Annotated in this window: 14 protein-coding genes and 1 pseudogene; 12 read left to right on the top strand and 3 right to left on the bottom strand. The window is 55.1% G+C overall.

Annotation, left to right across the window (positions count from 1 at the left end; genetic code table 11):
- The first annotated feature begins 239 nt into the window (after positions 1 to 239).
- Genes K5Y30_RS02480 through K5Y30_RS02465 form a run of 4 tightly spaced genes read left to right on the top strand, consistent with a single transcriptional unit; the run spans position 240 to position 5,242 of the window.
- Positions 240 to 1,787 carry an FGGY-family carbohydrate kinase gene (locus K5Y30_RS02480; protein ID WP_222210414.1) on the top strand — a complete coding sequence of 516 codons (1,548 nt, stop codon included), beginning with the start codon at positions 240 to 242 and terminating at the stop codon, positions 1,785 to 1,787.
- A 10-nt stretch (positions 1,788 to 1,797) separates the two neighbouring features.
- Positions 1,798 to 3,324 (top strand): glycerol-3-phosphate dehydrogenase, encoded by a 1,527-nt coding sequence (locus K5Y30_RS02475; protein WP_222210413.1) that lies wholly within the window; start codon positions 1,798 to 1,800, stop codon positions 3,322 to 3,324.
- 10 nt (positions 3,325 to 3,334) lie between these two features.
- Entirely contained in the window at positions 3,335 to 4,273 is a 939-nt protein-coding gene (locus tag K5Y30_RS02470; RefSeq protein WP_222210412.1) for a sugar phosphate isomerase/epimerase, read from the top strand.
- Between the two features lie 15 nt (positions 4,274 to 4,288).
- Positions 4,289 to 5,242, top strand: a complete 954-nt coding sequence (locus tag K5Y30_RS02465) for a sugar-binding transcriptional regulator (RefSeq protein ID WP_222210411.1) — start codon at positions 4,289 to 4,291, stop codon at positions 5,240 to 5,242.
- Positions 5,243 to 5,282: 40 nt separating this feature from the next.
- Here K5Y30_RS02465 and K5Y30_RS02460 read toward each other — a convergent pair whose 3' ends face one another.
- The 3 genes from K5Y30_RS02460 to K5Y30_RS02450 all read right to left on the bottom strand — a co-directional run bounded on the left by K5Y30_RS02460 (position 5,283) and on the right by K5Y30_RS02450 (position 8,022).
- Entirely contained in the window at positions 5,283 to 6,026 is a 744-nt protein-coding gene (locus tag K5Y30_RS02460) for a DNA-binding transcriptional regulator YciT (RefSeq protein ID WP_222210410.1), read from the bottom strand.
- A 42-nt stretch (positions 6,027 to 6,068) separates the two neighbouring features.
- Positions 6,069 to 7,331 carry a DUF1479 domain-containing protein gene (locus K5Y30_RS02455; RefSeq protein ID WP_222210409.1) on the bottom strand — a complete coding sequence of 421 codons (1,263 nt, stop codon included), beginning with the start codon at positions 7,329 to 7,331 and terminating at the stop codon, positions 6,069 to 6,071.
- Between the two features lie 178 nt (positions 7,332 to 7,509).
- Positions 7,510 to 8,022, bottom strand: coding sequence for an AAA family ATPase (locus K5Y30_RS02450; protein WP_222182098.1), 513 nt, complete (start codon positions 8,020 to 8,022; stop codon positions 7,510 to 7,512).
- Positions 8,023 to 8,127: 105 nt separating this feature from the next.
- Here K5Y30_RS02450 and K5Y30_RS02445 point away from each other — a divergent pair, with 105 nt between their 5' ends.
- From K5Y30_RS02445 to K5Y30_RS02410, 8 genes and pseudogenes are all read left to right on the top strand, one after another.
- Positions 8,128 to 8,466: a cupin domain-containing protein gene (locus tag K5Y30_RS02445; RefSeq protein WP_222182100.1), complete on the top strand. Its 339-nt coding sequence runs from the start codon at positions 8,128 to 8,130 to the stop codon at positions 8,464 to 8,466.
- Positions 8,467 to 8,524: 58 nt separating this feature from the next.
- Positions 8,525 to 8,680 (top strand): annotated as a pseudogene (locus K5Y30_RS02440) (LysE family translocator); the annotation flags it as partial.
- Between the two features lie 265 nt (positions 8,681 to 8,945).
- The gene (locus K5Y30_RS02435; RefSeq protein ID WP_222210408.1) at positions 8,946 to 9,971 is read left to right on the top strand and encodes a substrate-binding domain-containing protein; all 1,026 of its coding nucleotides are present in this window, start codon (positions 8,946 to 8,948) and stop codon (positions 9,969 to 9,971) included.
- A gap of 10 nt (positions 9,972 to 9,981) precedes the next feature.
- A complete protein-coding gene (locus K5Y30_RS02430; RefSeq protein ID WP_222182104.1) occupies positions 9,982 to 11,490 on the top strand; it encodes a sugar ABC transporter ATP-binding protein in 1,509 nt (502 codons plus the stop codon).
- On the top strand, positions 11,487 to 12,482 hold the full coding sequence (locus tag K5Y30_RS02425) for an ABC transporter permease (protein WP_222182106.1): 996 nt from the start codon (positions 11,487 to 11,489) through the stop codon (positions 12,480 to 12,482). Before K5Y30_RS02430 ends, K5Y30_RS02425 begins: the two co-directional genes overlap by 4 nt.
- A 13-nt stretch (positions 12,483 to 12,495) precedes the next feature.
- A complete protein-coding gene (locus K5Y30_RS02420) occupies positions 12,496 to 13,485 on the top strand; it encodes a sugar-binding transcriptional regulator (protein ID WP_222182108.1) in 990 nt (329 codons plus the stop codon).
- Complete coding sequence (locus K5Y30_RS02415) at positions 13,478 to 15,232, top strand: glycerol-3-phosphate dehydrogenase/oxidase (protein ID WP_222210407.1); 1,755 nt, start codon at positions 13,478 to 13,480, stop codon at positions 15,230 to 15,232. The genes K5Y30_RS02420 and K5Y30_RS02415 overlap by 8 nt, the downstream gene beginning before the upstream one ends.
- On the top strand, positions 15,216 to 16,055 hold the full coding sequence (locus K5Y30_RS02410) for a class I fructose-bisphosphate aldolase (protein WP_222182112.1): 840 nt from the start codon (positions 15,216 to 15,218) through the stop codon (positions 16,053 to 16,055). Before K5Y30_RS02415 ends, K5Y30_RS02410 begins: the two co-directional genes overlap by 17 nt.
- The last annotated feature ends 41 nt before the right edge of the window (positions 16,056 to 16,096 follow it).

The following is a 16,096-nucleotide window of genomic DNA, read 5'->3' as shown; positions in this document are numbered from 1 at the left end:
CGCCTTATCAGCCTGTTCGCCGTGTTGTCTCATTTCTACCTGTAAGGTTTTGACGCCTGATTCGTGATCGCAATCGCTATTTCAGGTGAAATTTATTGGTTTTATCGAAAAATAATACAGTTAATATGTTATCTCAGTGAGAAGTGGTGTAAGACATTATTTAGCAAATTCATCACAGCCCGTTAACACCTTTCGGTTTGGCGGCGATGAATTGAACTCTTCTTCTTTCGGAGGTGTATGTGGACAGTGGCGATATCATTCTGGGTCTGGATTCCGGCACCTCAGTGGTTAAAGCGGTGGCGTTTGATCTGGAAGGCACGCAACTGGCATGCGCATCGGTGCGTAACCGTTATTACCGCAGCGAAGGCGGCGCAGCGCAGCAGTCAATGAGCCAAACCTGGCAGGATGCAGTCACGGCGATACGCAAACTGGGCGAGCGTGTCGACAACCTGGCCGCGCGGGTGGTTGCCGTGGCCGTCACCGCGCAAGGCGACGGCAGCTGGCTGGTGGGTGCCAACAATCAGCCGGTCGGCGATGCCTGGATCTGGCTGGATGCGCGCGCGGCACCAACGGTTGAAAAACTCAATCAGCACCCGTTAGCCGCCGCGCGCTTTCGCGCTACCGGCACCGGACTCAACACCTGTCAGCAGGGATCGCAGTTGGCGCACATGGATCACTTCTATCCCGAGCTGTTAGCTAACAGCGAAGTGGCGCTGCACTGCAAAGATTGGCTTTACCTCAATCTCACCGGCATCCGCGCCACTGATCCTTCTGAGGCCAGCTTTACCTTTGGCAACTTCCGCCACCAGCGTTATGACGATCAGGTGATTGCCGCGCTGGGGCTGGAACAGCATCGTCATCTGCTGCCGGAGATCATTGAAGGCACAGACACCACGCATCCGTTAACCGCGGAAGCCGCGCAGGCCACCGGTTTACGGGCTGGCACGCCAATCTGCCTCGGCTATGTCGATATGGCGATGACCGCGCTTGGCGCTGGCGTGCACACCGGCGAAGCCAATACCGCCTGCTCGATTGTTGGCTCGACCGGCGTACATCTGCGCAGCGTCACCATTGGTGAGGTGTGGCTGAATCCGGCACAAACCGGCTACGTGATCCCGCTGCCGTGGCCGGGCTATGTCACGCAGGTGCAAACCAATATGGCATCAACGCTCAATCTTGACTGGCTACTGAATCTCGCCAGCGATCTGCTTAACAGCTTTGGCTGTGAAATCGATCATGCCCGTTTGGTGGGCCATATCGATCGCTGGCTCAATGCGGCGAAGCCCGGCAGCCTGCTCTATCACCCGTATATCTCGATTGCCGGTGAGCGCGGACCGTTTGTTAATGCCGAGGCGCGCGCCAGCTTTACCGGCCTGAGTTACACCCACAATTTTGGCGATCTGGTGCGGGCGGTCATTGAAGGCATCGGTTTTGCAGCGCGCGATTGCTATCAGGCGATGGGCAGTTTGCCGGGCGAAATTCGTTTAACCGGCGGCGCGGTGCGTTCGCAGCCGTTACGCCAGATTTTGTCTGCCTGCATTGGTGCGCCGGTGCGCATCAGCCAGCGCGACGAAGCCGGAGCGGCCGGTGCCGCGATGATGGCGGCGGTGGCGATTGGCGCGTATCCGTCGATGGAGAGCTGCGTCAAAACCTGGGTGATGCCGCTGCTGGATGCGCCCGAAGCGCCAGCGAGCGAACTGATGCAGCGCTACAACCAGCTGTTCCCCACCTATCAGCAGCTGCGTAACGATCTTCCTGCCGCCTGGCACGCGCTAAAACAGTTTTAAGGAGTAAATCATGAGTGAACACATGCTGGATCTGTTTGTGATTGGCGGCGGTATCAACGGTGCCGGTATCGCGCGTGACGCTGCCGGTCGCGGATTGTCGGTAATGATGTGTGAGAAAGATGACCTCGCGCAGGGCACGTCATCGCGCTCCGGCAAACTGGTGCACGGCGGGCTGCGTTATCTGGAGTATTACGAGTTTCGTCTGGTGCGTGAGGCGCTGATCGAGCGCGAAGTGCTGCTCAACGCCGCGCCGCATATCATCTGGCCGATGCGGTTTGTCTTGCCGCACAGCCCAACCGATCGTCCGGCGTGGCTGGTGCGCCTTGGCCTGTTTTTATATGACCACCTTGGCGGCCGTCAGAAACTGCCGGGCACGCGTTCGCTGAATTTACGCCGCGATCCTGAAGGTGCGCCGCTGCTGGACAGTTACAGTAAAGGATTCGAGTACTCCGATTGCTGGGTGGATGATGCGCGACTGGTGACGCTGAATGCGCTGGATGCCGCCGAGCGCGGCGCCACCATTCTGCCGCGTACCCGCTGCGTCTCGGCGACACGTCATAACGGCAAGTGGGAAATCACCCTGCAGGATGCCAATGGTACCTCAAGCACCGTGTTTGCCAAAGTGCTGGTCAACGCCGCCGGACCGTGGGTGCTGGATATCGTCAATCAGGTCACGCACACCACAAGCAGTCGCAACGTGCGACTGGTCAAAGGCTCGCACATCATTGTGCCGAAGTTCTGGGAAGGTCAGCAGGCGTATCTGGTGCAAAATACCGACAAGCGGGTGATCTTTATTAATCCGTATGAAGGCGATAAAGCGCTGATCGGCACCACCGATATTCCGTGGCAAGGCAAAGCAGAAGCGGTTACCGCCGACGACAGCGAGCAGCAATACCTGATCGACGTGGTGAATCGCTACTTCAAGGTGAAACTGCGCGCCAGCGATGTGATCACGCGCTTCTCCGGCGTGCGTCCGCTGTTTGATGACGGCAAAGGCAATCCGTCGGCGGTGACGCGTGATTACGTGTTTGACCTCGACGATCAGCAAAACGCCCCGCTGCTGCATGTGTTTGGCGGCAAGATCACCACTTTCCGCAAGCTGGCTGAACACGCGATACAGAAGCTGGCACCGTTCTTCCCCAACATGGGCGCGGACTGGACGCGTGGCGCCACCTTACCGGGCGGCGATATGCCACACGCCGATTTCGACAGTTTCTTAGAGCAGGTAAAAGCGCGCTGGCCGTGGCTGCCACAGGCGCTGCGTAAACACTATGCGCGGCTGTATGGCACGCGTATCGATAAGCTGATCGGTCATGCCAATGCGCTGGGCGATCTTGGCCGCCACTTTGGTGGCCAGCTGTACGAGGCCGAGGTGCGTTATCTGGTGGAAAACGAATGGGCGCAGCAGGCCGAGGATGTGTTGTGGCGCCGCACCAAGCATAAGTTGCACCTCGATGACGCGCAGCAACAAGCTTTTACTCAGTGGTTCAACGCCACCGTTGCTGCTCCCGCGCCGCTGCGTGCGCATGCCGGATAAGAGGTGAAATATGCCGTTAACGCTGTCACTGAATACCAATCCGCTGGTGAACCGCTTTGCCGACCCGCAGGATTTGATTACCACCGTGGCGCAGCAGATCCGCATCCGTGATTTGCAGCTCACCCATGAATTCATCAATCCCGGCTGGCCCGCTGCGACCATCACGCGCATGACACGGCTGATGCAGCAGGCGCTGCGCGCCACCGGCGTGCGAGTCACCTCCGGCATGACCGGGCCGTATGGTCGCCTCAACCATTTTGGTCATCCTGATGTCGAAGTGCGCCGCTATTACGTCGACTGGTTTAAAACCTTCGCCGATATCACCGCCGAGCTGGGCGGCGACGCGGTGGGTTCGCAGTTCGCCATCTTTACCCAGCAGGATTTCAACGATGTTGCGCGCCGCGACGCGCTGATCGATATCGCCATGGATTGCTGGGCCGACGTTGCCGAACACGCCAAAGCCGCCGGATTGAAATACCTGTTTTGGGAACCCATGAGCGTGGGCCGCGAGTTTGGCGAAACCATTCCGGCCTGTCTGGCGCTACAGCAGCGTTTGAGTGCTGCCCCAATGGCGCTGCCGATGTGGATGATGGCGGATATCGATCACGGTGATGTCACTTCCGCCGATCCGCGTGATTATGATCCTTATGCGTGGGCCGAAGCGGTGCCGCGTTACTCGCCGATTATCCATATTAAACAGAGCATGCTGGATAAAGGCGGACACAGACCTTTTACATTGCAGTACAATGCCGGCGGCCGCATTCAGCCGCAGCCGCTGCTGGACGCGCTGGCGCGCGGCGGTGCGCAGGATAATGAGATCTGCCTTGAGCTGAGTTTTAAAGAGCGCGAGCCAACCGATAGCAACGTGGTGGCGGAGATCGCCGAGAGCGTCGCCTTCTGGGCCGGGCATATCGATACCGGCGTGCAGGATCTGCATTTGGCTAATTAACAGGACGTATAAATAATGAAACCGGCACCAACCTCGACTGAACGCGACGAATCTCTGGCGCTGCGCGCCGCCTGGCTGCACTATGTCGGCGGCTTAACGCAGGCGGAAGTGGCGAAACGACTCGGGCTGCCGTCGGTGAAAACACACCGCATGATTGCGCGCATGGTGGCGGAAGGCGCGGTGAAGGTGTCGATTGATGGCGATATCATCGCCTGCGTCGAATTAGAAGATCGGCTGCGCGCGAAATTCGCGCTTAACTTCTGTCATGTCGCACCCGATCTTGGCGAAGAAGGCTTGCCGGTGCGCGCGCTGGGCATGGCGGGCGCGGATTACCTGCGTAACCTGCTCACCGCGTCGCCTTCTACCACCTTAGGTCTGGGGCATGGCCGCACCCTTTCCGCCGCCATCCACCAGTTGCCGCGTATTGATGCGCCGCAGATGCGTTTTGTTTCGCTGCTCGGCTGTTTAACTCGCAACTACGCGCTCAATCCCCACGACGTCATGCATCGCATCGCCGAGAAAACCGGAGCGCAGGCCTACATGATGCCCGTGCCTTTCTTTGCGAATACCCAGGAAGATCGTGAAGTGTTACTGGCGCAGCGCGGCGTGAGCGAAGTGTTTGCGATGGCGGCGCAGAGTGAAGTCAAACTGGTGGGAATTGGCACCGTGGAACCCGCCGCTCAGCTGGTTGAAGCTGGCATGATTGATGAAGCGGAGATCAATGATATCTCCTCATCCGGTGCGGTCGGCGAACTGCTGGGACATTTCTTCGATGCCAACGGACAGATGATTCACACCAACTTAACGGCACGCACTTTGTCGGTGGATCTCGATCTCTCGCATCGCGCAGAGATTGTCGCCCTGGCGGGCGGCGCCAGTAAAGTCTCCGCGATTCGCGCAGTGCTGGCCAGCGGTCTGGTGACCGGTTTGATTACGGATGAAGTGACGGCGCAGGCTTTGGTGGATTGATAAAGAGTTAAGGGTAAGCATTCATGCGCACTTGGTTTTCCTATGAAACCAAACTCACTTCCACGCCCTTCTCGCGCAGCGCTTTTTGATAGCTCGCCTCCAGTTCGGCATCGGTGATCAGTTGGTTAAACGGCTGAAGCGGTGCCAGCGCAAACGGATGAATCTGGCCAAACTTTGAGGAATCCGTCAGCGCGATGGTGTGTGTAGGTTTTTCCATGATGGCGTTGACTACGTCACAGCGCAGCATATCGCGGCCGGTAAAGCCGGTGACCGCATCCCAGCCATCAATACCGATAAACGCCTTATGGAAATTGAGGTGCTGAATGCACAGACGCGTTAGCGGCCCCACCACCGATTCACTGCTTTTTTGAAACAGGCCGCCGAGGATGATCACATCGCCGCCCTTTTCGCGCAGTAATCCGGCGATGTAATGGCTCACGGTAATAATGGTGATGTCGTTGCGTTCACTCAGTTCACGCGCCAGCAAGGCGTTGGTGCTGCCGCCTTCGATAAACACCGTTTCACCGCTGTTCACCAGCGACGCTGCGTATTCGGCCAATCGCTTTTTCACCGCGAAACGGGTTTGCATACGCGCGCCAACATCATCACTTTCTGGCGCCACAGCGGAACCGTGCACGCGGCGCAGAAAGCCGCCTTTCTCCAGAAGATTGAGATCCTGACGCACCGTCACTTCTGAGACGCCGGTGGTATGCGCCAGCTCATTTACGCTGACGCTGCCGCGCTCGCTGACCAATTGGATAATCTGCTGATGACGTGCGTTCATAACACCCGCTGCTGTGAAATTTTTGCCAAGCTTACCAGAAATTTAGCTCAATCCCAGACTGCGGCGACCATTGGCATTCAGCGCATCGAGGGTGAAGCGATCGCGCCACTGCGTTTCATAATCCTCCTGCGGGAAATCGCCTGGCGACGCACCGCTGGCCAGCGCCTGCGCCACTTTTGTCGCGTATGCTGCATTTTTCTCGCACAGCGGCGCGGCGGGAATGTACATCACATTGCCCCAGCCTTGCTGATCGTCTACCGGCGCTACCGAGTGGATCACATCGCAATGCCACCAAACCGAATCGCCAGCCTGCAGCGCGGGAATCGAACACAAGCCTTCAATCAGTTCCGGATGCCACTGCGCTGAAACCGGCAGCACTTTGCCCGGCGCGACGCCGCACAACTCATCTTCCGGTACATCTTTCAACAACGGACGCAGTAACAAATAGGCCATTGCTTCCGGTACCGGCACCACATGCAGCAAGCCCTGATCAATCTGCATATCCGACAGCGCGGTCCAGCCCTGGAAGGTACGGAATACCGAACACTTGGTGGTGGTGCCCGATTGATACTCATTCACTTCAGTGCGATGCGCCGCATCCCAGGGATTGTATTGATCAAACTGGTTGGTGAAAATTTTGCTGAACACCTGTTGATACGCCGGCAATAACCAACGTTCCAATGCGCCTGAATCGGTGTGCGCACCGAGACCTTTGGACGTAGTACCAGGCAAGCGGCGACGAATACGATCGGGATAAATGATGCTGACGTCGGGTTCAAACCAGCGCGTGCCGCGCGACTCGAACGTCCACAAGCGATTAAGGAATGATTGCGTCTGGGCCATAGCCTCGCTTTGGCGCGCTGACATCTGCGCATCGCTCCAGTAAATCGGATAGATTTCCGGACGTGACGCATCAAGATTGCCGAAGAAGTTATCGCCCGGCCCTTGGTAGACGTTGTCGAAATTGTTGTCATCGAGGTACTTGAGCATTGATTCATCCCAGGCCAGCGCCTGATCGCGCGGGAATGTCTGCTTCACTACCACACAACCGCGCCGACGAATATGATCCTTCACTTCATCGGTGATACGTCCCGCCGCAATATCCTGCTGACTCACCTGCGGCCACGCGCTGCCGTTTTGCGCCTCTTCCGCGCGAGCAGCGGCAATTTCACTGACGATTTTGCTTCTGACTTGTTCAAAAAGACCTTCAACATCGCCGATCTGCTCCCTTAGCACCCTTTTCATCAGGCGAACGTTATGTTTGAAATCATCAGGTTGTTGCAATGAAGTGAAAGTATTATTCATGACATGCTCCGATTCATTAACTTGCGAGTTTCATTTGAAACTAAATTACACTTCATTCATAACAAATGCGCAGCAATAAACAATCCCGCATGTGCTGAATACGGAGGTTGATCACATTAAGTTTGAAGGATGGGTTTCAGGTGAAAGTGGCGGCGCGTTTTACGCCACCACTGAAAGATCAGGATTGTGACGTTTTCGACAGCGCTTGCAGAATGGCATCAACGCACTGCTGCGCCGAGAGCAATGCGCTATCTAGCTGCAGATGATCACGTTCCCAGGTTTGATATTCACGCTGTTCAACCGCCTGCCAATCCGGCAGTTTCAGGCCTTTGATATCGGAAGCGCGATTTTCGACGCGAAAGCGATGCTTGTTACGATCGGAACAGATCACTTCGACTTCCAGCAGCGGCGAACCGCTTAACAGGGCGATATCGCGATACGCATTGCGGATCAGTTGCAGGTCGTTAACCGAGTCGGTTATGACGGTGGAACCAAGCAGCAAATTATCGCGCGCCAATCCGTAGATGACGAAATACCCTTCCGGCCCGATGGCTTTCTCGCTCTCTTCACCCGATCGCAACGCCTGTTCGATAGTATCGACGCGTAAATACACCGCGCCGATCTGCTGCGCTAATAAGCGCGCAATGGTGCTTTTGCCGGTGCCGGGTAATCCACTAAACGTGATGAGCATTATTCAATTCCTATTTTGCATTGATGTTCACTTAACGTTTTTCGAGAACAGAGTTTATGCTAAAACAGATAACCTGCTGAAGACAATGAAAAGTGAGTAAAAACAATGATTTCAAAAGAAAATGCACAGCACTATAACTGGGGAGATAACTGTGATGGCTGGACGCTTGTCAATCATCAGGAGATGCTGGTTATTCATGAAAAAATGCCTGCTGACACTGCAGAGCAACGCCACTTCCACAGCGTTTCGCGTCAATTTTTCTTTGTACTCAGTGGCGAACTCACTATGGAACTTGAAGGTGTAATGCATCATCTCTCGTCACAGCAAGGCATCGAAATTCCGCCGAATGCTCGTCATCAAGCGCGTAATAAATCGGCTGCTTCCGTTGAGTTTTTAGTGATCTCTCATCCCAGTACTCGCGGCGATCGTACCGAAGTTGAATGAAATTGTTTAACGCTTACCGTGATTGAGCGGTACTCTTCTGAGGAGTCTAAATGCCTGAATTATCGAGTTGTTGGCGTTTGCGTTAGTGGCGCTGAGATTAGTGTTAACGCCCGGCCCCAATATGATCTATCTGGTATCGCGCTCGCTGTGCCAGGGCAAACGCGCCGGATATATATCGTTGGGCGGTGTGGCATTAGGATTTGTGTTTTATATGCGTTTGCAGCGCTGGATGCGCGTAAATAGCTTTCGTCAATAAATGTGTAAAACGCCAGGAGCCCCTTGCGCAATTAGTGAACGCACTCACAAGTCAGAAACAATTCATTAACCAACGTTTGATCTTTTCCCCGCCAGCTTTTATACCTTTTGAAAATTATTTCATGCATAAGAAATAATTTTCAAGGTTAACCCCGGCTCGTTATTCCGCGTTTTGTCGTCACGGCTGAGCCATACACATTCAGCGTCAGTTCCGGGGAATAAACATGAAAAAAATCACTGTTCTACTCGCCAGTTTATTGATGGCGGGCAGTTTCACCAGCATCACGCAAGCAGCGGATGCGCCTCAATTTCGCTGTAAATCCGGCGAAACTTACTACATGAACGTTATGGTGACAGGCGTAGAGTATTGGTTCCCGGTTTACGAAATGTTCAAGCAGGCTGCGCATCAGCTGGGCTGTAAGACAGTATACGGTGGCACACCCGCTTATGACGTTAACCAGCAACTCTCGAGCTTTGAACAAATCCTGGCACAAAAACCCGCCGGTATTTTTCTTCATCCAATGAATCCTGACCCCTTTATTGAGCCCATTAATCGTGCTGCTGAAATGGGCATTCCAGTGGTGACGTTTGCCGCCGATTCACCTAACAGTAAACGCGTTGCTTATATCACTTCAGACAATTTCCGTGTGGGTAAAGCCGCAGCCGACGAACTAGGGAAAGCAATGGGTAAAGGTGCCGAATTTGCGGTGCTGGAAAACCCCGGTCAGGATAATCACGATAGGCGTGTCACTGCGTTTATTAATGAGATGAAAACCGCCTTTCCTGACAGCAAATTAGTCGCACGCGCTGCGACGAATCAGGACCCTTCGAAAGCCTATAACGCCGTACTCTCAATGTTGCAGGCGAACCCCAATCTGAAAGGCATCTTTATGCCGGAAGCCAGCTCTGCGATTGGTGCTGCGCAGGCAGTGGCTGAAAACGGCGGCAAAGTGAAAGTGATGACCGTGGATGTTAACGCTAAGGTGCTGGATATGATTAAAAGCGGTCAGGTATTTGGCGCAATCAATCCAAATCAGGGCATCCAGGGCTATATGGGTTTTATGACCTTGTTCCTTGCTGCTCATCCTGAACTGATCGATCCGATGAATGATGCCAAACGCAACGGGACCAATCCTTTTGCCTTCCCAATCCTTGATAACGGTTATGCGGTGGTGACTAAAGACAACGCCGATGATTTCCGCTGGGATGTTTATCTGAAACGCCGCGGCACTAAAGGCATCAATGAGTAAGGCGACGATTATGACAGCATTATTGGAATTACGTGGCATCACTAAAAGTTTTGGCGCGGTACGGGCTTTACAGGGGGTAGATCTCACGCTCCGGGCGGGAGAAATTCATGCGCTGGCCGGAGAGAATGGCGCTGGAAAATCAACGTTGATGAACATTATTGATGGCATTTTGCGTCCAGATGGTGGCGAGATGTTGCTGTGTGGCAAGGCCGTGACCATTCGCTCACCACGTGAAGCACAGAGTCTTGGCATTGGTCTGGTACATCAGGAAATTGCTCTTTGTCCTGATATCAGCATTTATGAAAACATTTGGATGGCGCATGCCGCTAGCCAGCGCGGCGTGCTCATGCCGCATAAAGTACTACGTGAAAAAGCGCAGCAGGTGATGAATCGACTCGCGCCGATAGCGGTGACTAAAAAAGTGGGTGAACTTTCTCTCTCTCAGCAGCAACTGGTGGAGATCGCCAAAGCGCTGACGCTGGATTGTCGCCTGCTCATTCTGGATGAACCCACCGCCGCGCTAACCGAACCAGAGGCTCAAACGCTGTTTACGATTGTGCGCCAGTTGCAGGCGCAAGGTATTTCAGTGGTCTATATCAGCCATCGCATGGCAGAGATTTTTGCGCTATGCCAGCACATCACCATTCTGCGCGATGGCCTTACGGTACACAGTTCAACGCTGCAAAACATGACGCCCGATGAAGTGATTACACGTTTGGTCGGACGCGAACTGTCGCAACTCTATCCTGATAAACGCCCAGTTAGCGCCGCTTCACCATTGCTTGAAGTGCGTGAACTTGGCGATGGCAAACATTTCCACGATATCAATTTTGATTTGCGTCCCGGCGAAATCCTTGGCATTGGCGGTTTGATGGGGGCAGGACGCAGCGAAATTGCGCAGGGTATCTGCGGTTTACTGCCCATCAAACGTGGCGCAATCCGTATCAAGAGCAAAGCAGTGACATTGAGGGATTACGCCGCGAGTATTGCGCTGCGCATGGTCTATTTGTCGGAGGATCGCAAAGATGCCGGACTTTTTTTAACGATGCCGATCGAATGGAACATTTCGGCTCTGGATGTCAACGCAGTCAGTCATCATCGTTTGTTGCTCAGTCCACAGCTTGAGCGTCAGCAGGCAGAGGCGCTGGCAAAGCAAGTGAAACTCAAGCTTGCCAAATTAAGCGATCCGGTGTCGTCGCTATCAGGTGGGAATCAGCAGAAAGTCGCGCTAGCACGCGTATTATCGGTACAGCCGGAAATTGTATTTCTTGACGAACCAACACGTGGCGTGGATGTCAGCGCCAAGGCTGAGATCTACAGTATCCTCGCCAAACTGGCGGCCAGCGGAGTGGGTTTAATCGTGATTTCATCAGAGTTACCGGAACTCATTGGCCTGTGTGATCGCATCATCGTGATTCATGAAGGGCGCATGAGCGGAGAAGTGACCGGTGAGGCAATGAATGAAGAGAACCTGATGCGGCTAGCGGCTGGCATCATTCCAGAAGCGGAGGCTGTATGACAATGAATACCACCTTGCCTACACTGCAAAAATCGCGTTGGTCTCTGTTTGGCGGCATTCATAAACAGCGCGAAGTGGGACTGATTGCGATCATTGCACTGATCTTCATGGTGATGAGTTTCACTTCCCCCTACTTTCTCACCTGGGCCAACATGAAGGCGATGCTACTGTCGTTTTCAATTGAAGGCATTGTGGTGATTGGCATGACTATTCTGCTAATAGTTGGCGGTATCGACCTTTCGGTTGGCGCAGTGGTTTGTCTTTCAATGGTGGTCGCTGGGCAGCTATTTATTAGCGGCGTGGATCCCTGGCTGGCTGGCGTAGGCGGCATTGCGGCGGCGGCGCTGGTTGGCTTTTTAATGGGGCTGACGGTAACAAAAATCGGCCTCAGTCACTTTATCGCTTCGCTGGCGGCGATGGTTATCGTGCGCGGCCTGTGTATGATCGTCACTCAGGGAACGCCGCTATCATTATTTACCCTGCCCGTGAGTTTCAAATTTATTGGCCAGGGCGCTCTGTGGGGCGTTCCGTTCGTTATCCTGCTGTTCTTCGTGCTGGTCGCGCTGTTCGACTTCTTGCTGCGTAAAGCCACGTTATTTCGCAAAGTGTTCTACACCGGCAGTAATGAACGTGCCGCCGCCTATTCCGGCATCAACATTAATCGCATCAAATTGTGGGTCACAGTACTGACCTCTACGCTGGCAGGACTCGCCGGAATTATTTATATGGCACGTCTTGGCTCTGCAACGCCAACCTTTGGTGTCGGTATGGAACTGAATGTCATTGCAGCGGCGGTCATTGGCGGCGCGAGTCTGAAAGGTGGCACTGGCTCGATTCTTGGCGCGGTGCTTGGTGTTGCATTGCTGTCGATCGTCACCAGCTCGCTAATATTAATCAACGTCTCCGTTTACTGGCAGGAGTTGATTAAAGGTTTGATCTTACTGGCCGCCGTCTCAATCGATCACTTACTGAATAAATACCGTGCTGCATAAGGAATTATCGCCCATGGAATTCGCTAATGAGCACCCTGCGTTTCATAGCGCGCGTCAGATTTACCAGGTTCTGGTGATGTATTACCTCGATGGCAAGAAACAGTCGGAGATTGCGGTTGAAACCGGCTTATCGGTTGCCAGCGTTAATCGTCTGATACGTCAGGGCAAGGAGAGCGGCATGGTGGAAATCACCATCAAATCCCCTTGGCTTTCAGCACATCAACTGGAGAGCGATCTGGCTGCCCTCGGCAAGTTACAACAGGTGGTGGTGGCGCCGAACGTTGCACGCAGTGAGGATAATAGTCTGCAAATGGTCGGCGCAGCGGCGGCAGAATATTTGTTATCACGTCTAAAGGATGGCGATGTCATTGCTATTACTGGTGGCAAAGGTGTAAGTGCGCTGGTTGAAGCATTACAGCCCTCACGTAAATACGATGTTCAAGTGGTACCCGCGCTTGGCTGCGTGCAAGGCAAACATTACACCGACGTCAATCATGTAGCCTCGGAAATGGCGGCGCGTCTTGGCGGACACGCATGGCAGATTCACGCCCCTCTGTTTACTGATTCTGCCGATGAACGCGACATGCTGATGGGCATTAGCGCCGTCGACCAGGTGCTGGATAAAGCGCGTAACGCAACGTTAGCGGTAGTGGGTTTAGGATCGATTCATAGCGACAATTCCAGCTACTACGATCTTAACCTCTCGGCGCGCCATGCTTCCTCCAGCATTGAAACCAGCGGTGCGCGCAGTGAACTGTTAGCCTGGCTGCTGGATGCTAACGGCCAACCGGCTCCGTTCGATGCCAACCGGCGTTTAGTTGGCCTGACGTTGCCTGAACTGCAACGCATTCCCTTCTCAATGGCGGTGGTGGCTGGTCGTGACAAAGTGGACCCGATTGACTGCGTGCTGCACGGTCAGTGGCTGAAAGGCATGGTCACTGATGAATCGACTGCGGCAGGCGTACTGGAATTGGCCCTGAGCCGAGGTGCATCTCATGGATAACATTAAAACCCGTGAACAACGCCTGAGCGCCCTGCGCCTGCGTTCATCGACACCGGTGTTGATTGTCGGCGGCGGCATCAACGGCATCAGCACTTTTCGTGAGCTGGCGCTGCAGGGCATTCCGGCGCTTCTGGTGGAAAAAGGCGACTGGTGCCAGGCCGCCAGCGGTGCGCTATCGCGCATGATTCATGGCGGTTTGCGGTATCTGGAAACCGGTGAATTTTCGCTGGTCAAAGAGTCGGTCACCGAGCGCGATCGCCTGCTGAAAAATGCCTCGCACTATGTTTTCCCCCTACGCACCACGGTGCCGATCGATAATCTCGCTGGCGGCTTAGTGAATGCCACGCGCCGTTTTCTACGCCTGAGCGATAAACCGACGCGGCGCGGGGCGTTGCTGATCAAAACCGGGCTTAGCCTGTATGACATTTACACCCGCCAATATGGATCGATGCCGAAGCATCAGGTGCGCAATGAAGCCGCCACGCGTGACCGCTGGCCGGGTTTCGCGCCCTGGGTGAAATACAGCGCCAGCTATTACGATGCCTGGATCAGCGCGCCGGAACGGCTGGGATTTGAGTTGATTGATGATGCCGAAAAAGCTAGTCCAGAGGCGCTTGCGCTCAATTATCTGCAGCTGGTCAGCGCCGAGGGCGAAACGGTTATTTTGCAGGATGCGTTAAGCGGCGAGCGCTTCAGCCTGCAACCACATGTGCTGGTGAATGCCGGTGGTGCCTGGATCGATCAGCTCAACCAACGCATCTCTTCACGCAACGATCTACCCAAGCTGATTGGCGGCACCAAAGGATCGCATCTGATCCTCGATCATCCCGAATTGCTGCAGATGCTGGATGGCGAAATGGTCTATTTCGAGAATCAGGAAGGCCGCGTCTGCATCATGTTTCCGTGGTTCGGCAAGGTGCTGGTGGGTTCCACCGATATCCGCGTGGACGATCCCGATGCGGTGGTGTGCGAAGAGGAGGAAAAGAGTTACATCCTTGAGTCATTGCGCTTCGTCTTCCCGCATATCGAGGTGCCGGATTCCGCCATCGTTTACACCTTCTGCGGCGTGCGTCCACTGCCCGCCAGCGAGGCCAAACTTAACGGCCAAATCTCGCGGAACCACTCGTTAGTGGTGTTGCCGGCTGACGCCAATCGCGCCTGGAGCACGCTCTGTTTAGTCGGCGGCAAATGGACCACTTTCCGCCAGTTTGGTGAAGAGGCGGCGGATCGCGTGCTGCGGCTGCTCGGCGAAAAACGGCAGGTCTCCAGCGGTGATGTGCCGATTGGCGGCGGACGTGATTTTCCCAAACCTTCAGGACAAACCGCGTGGCTGGCGCAACTGGCGCAGCGTTATGCCGTGCCGCTGCCGCGCGTGATGCAACTCGCCAAACGTTACGGCAGCCGCGCCCTGCCGCTGCTGGCGCTGATCCAGCAGCACGGCGAGCAAATGTTGCAGCATCACGCCGCCTACAGCAATGTCGAATTGCGTTATCTGATTGAGCATGAACAGGTTTGTCAGCTGGAGGATTTACTGGTGCGCCGCACCTCGCTGGCGATTTGCGGTGAACTTAGCGCGCCGCTGGTGCAGGAGATCGCGCAGTTAATGGCCGCGACGCTCGGCTGGAGCGATAGCGAACGCGCGCAGCAGCTGCAGCGCGGCTGCGCCAATCTGGCACGTTTGCACGGACTTACCGGCCTTTATCCCACGGTTTTTCAGGAGGAAACACGACATGTTAGTAACCAATAAAGTGCGCATGCAGCGTCTGTTTCAGCACGGCAAATGTCTGGATGTCGCCATCGATCACGGTATCGCCAACGAGCCCGATTTTCTCATCGGACTGGAGAATATTGAGGGCGTGATGGATAACCTGGTCGCCGCGCAGCCGGATGCGATTCAGGTCAACTACGGTCAGGCCGATCTGCTGCAGCGTGTGGCGGGACGCAAACCGGCGCTGGTGATGCGCACCGATGTGGGCAATGCCTACAACGCGGCGCGTCACCGGGAAATGTGGGCGGTGCTGCACAATCCGGATGAACCGATTCTTGCCGCGTTGCAGATGGACGCCGCCGCAGTGGTTGTGAACCTCTATCTGATCCCGGATGAACCGGGCATTTTTCGCATGTGCGTCGAAAATATTGGCCGCTTGCGCCAGGCTTGCGATCGCTACGCCATGCCGCTGATGATTGAACCGCTGGTGATGGCCCCCGCCGGACAAGGCGCGGCTTACGGCTCACTCGGCGATGTCGAGAAAATTGTGCCGCTGGTGCGGCTGGCGCGTGAGTTAGGTGCCGATATCATCAAAGCCGATCCCACTGAGAACGTGGAAGATTTTCATCGCGTGGTGGAAGCGGCGCGCTGTCCCACGCTGGTGCGCGGCGGCGGCAAAGGTGAACTGGCTGGCGTGCTGACGAAAAGTGCCGCGCTGATGGCGCAAGGTGCCAGCGGGATGGTGTATGGCCGCAATGTTTATCAACACGATAATCCGTCACGCGTGGTGAAAGCGCTGATGGCGATTATTCATCAGGGCGCCAGCGGCGCGGACGCCCTGGAAATCTATCAGCAGGGTTGAGCCTTACCTGCACCGGCGCTTAAGCGGTGCGCCGTCTTCGC

This window comes from Pantoea sp. DY-5, from assembly GCF_019795955.1.
In the GTDB taxonomy this organism is placed as follows: Bacteria; Pseudomonadota; Gammaproteobacteria; order Enterobacterales; family Enterobacteriaceae; genus Pantoea; species Pantoea leporis.
Note: the sequence above shows the minus strand (reverse complement) of the source record. Positions and strands in the feature narration are given on the sequence as shown.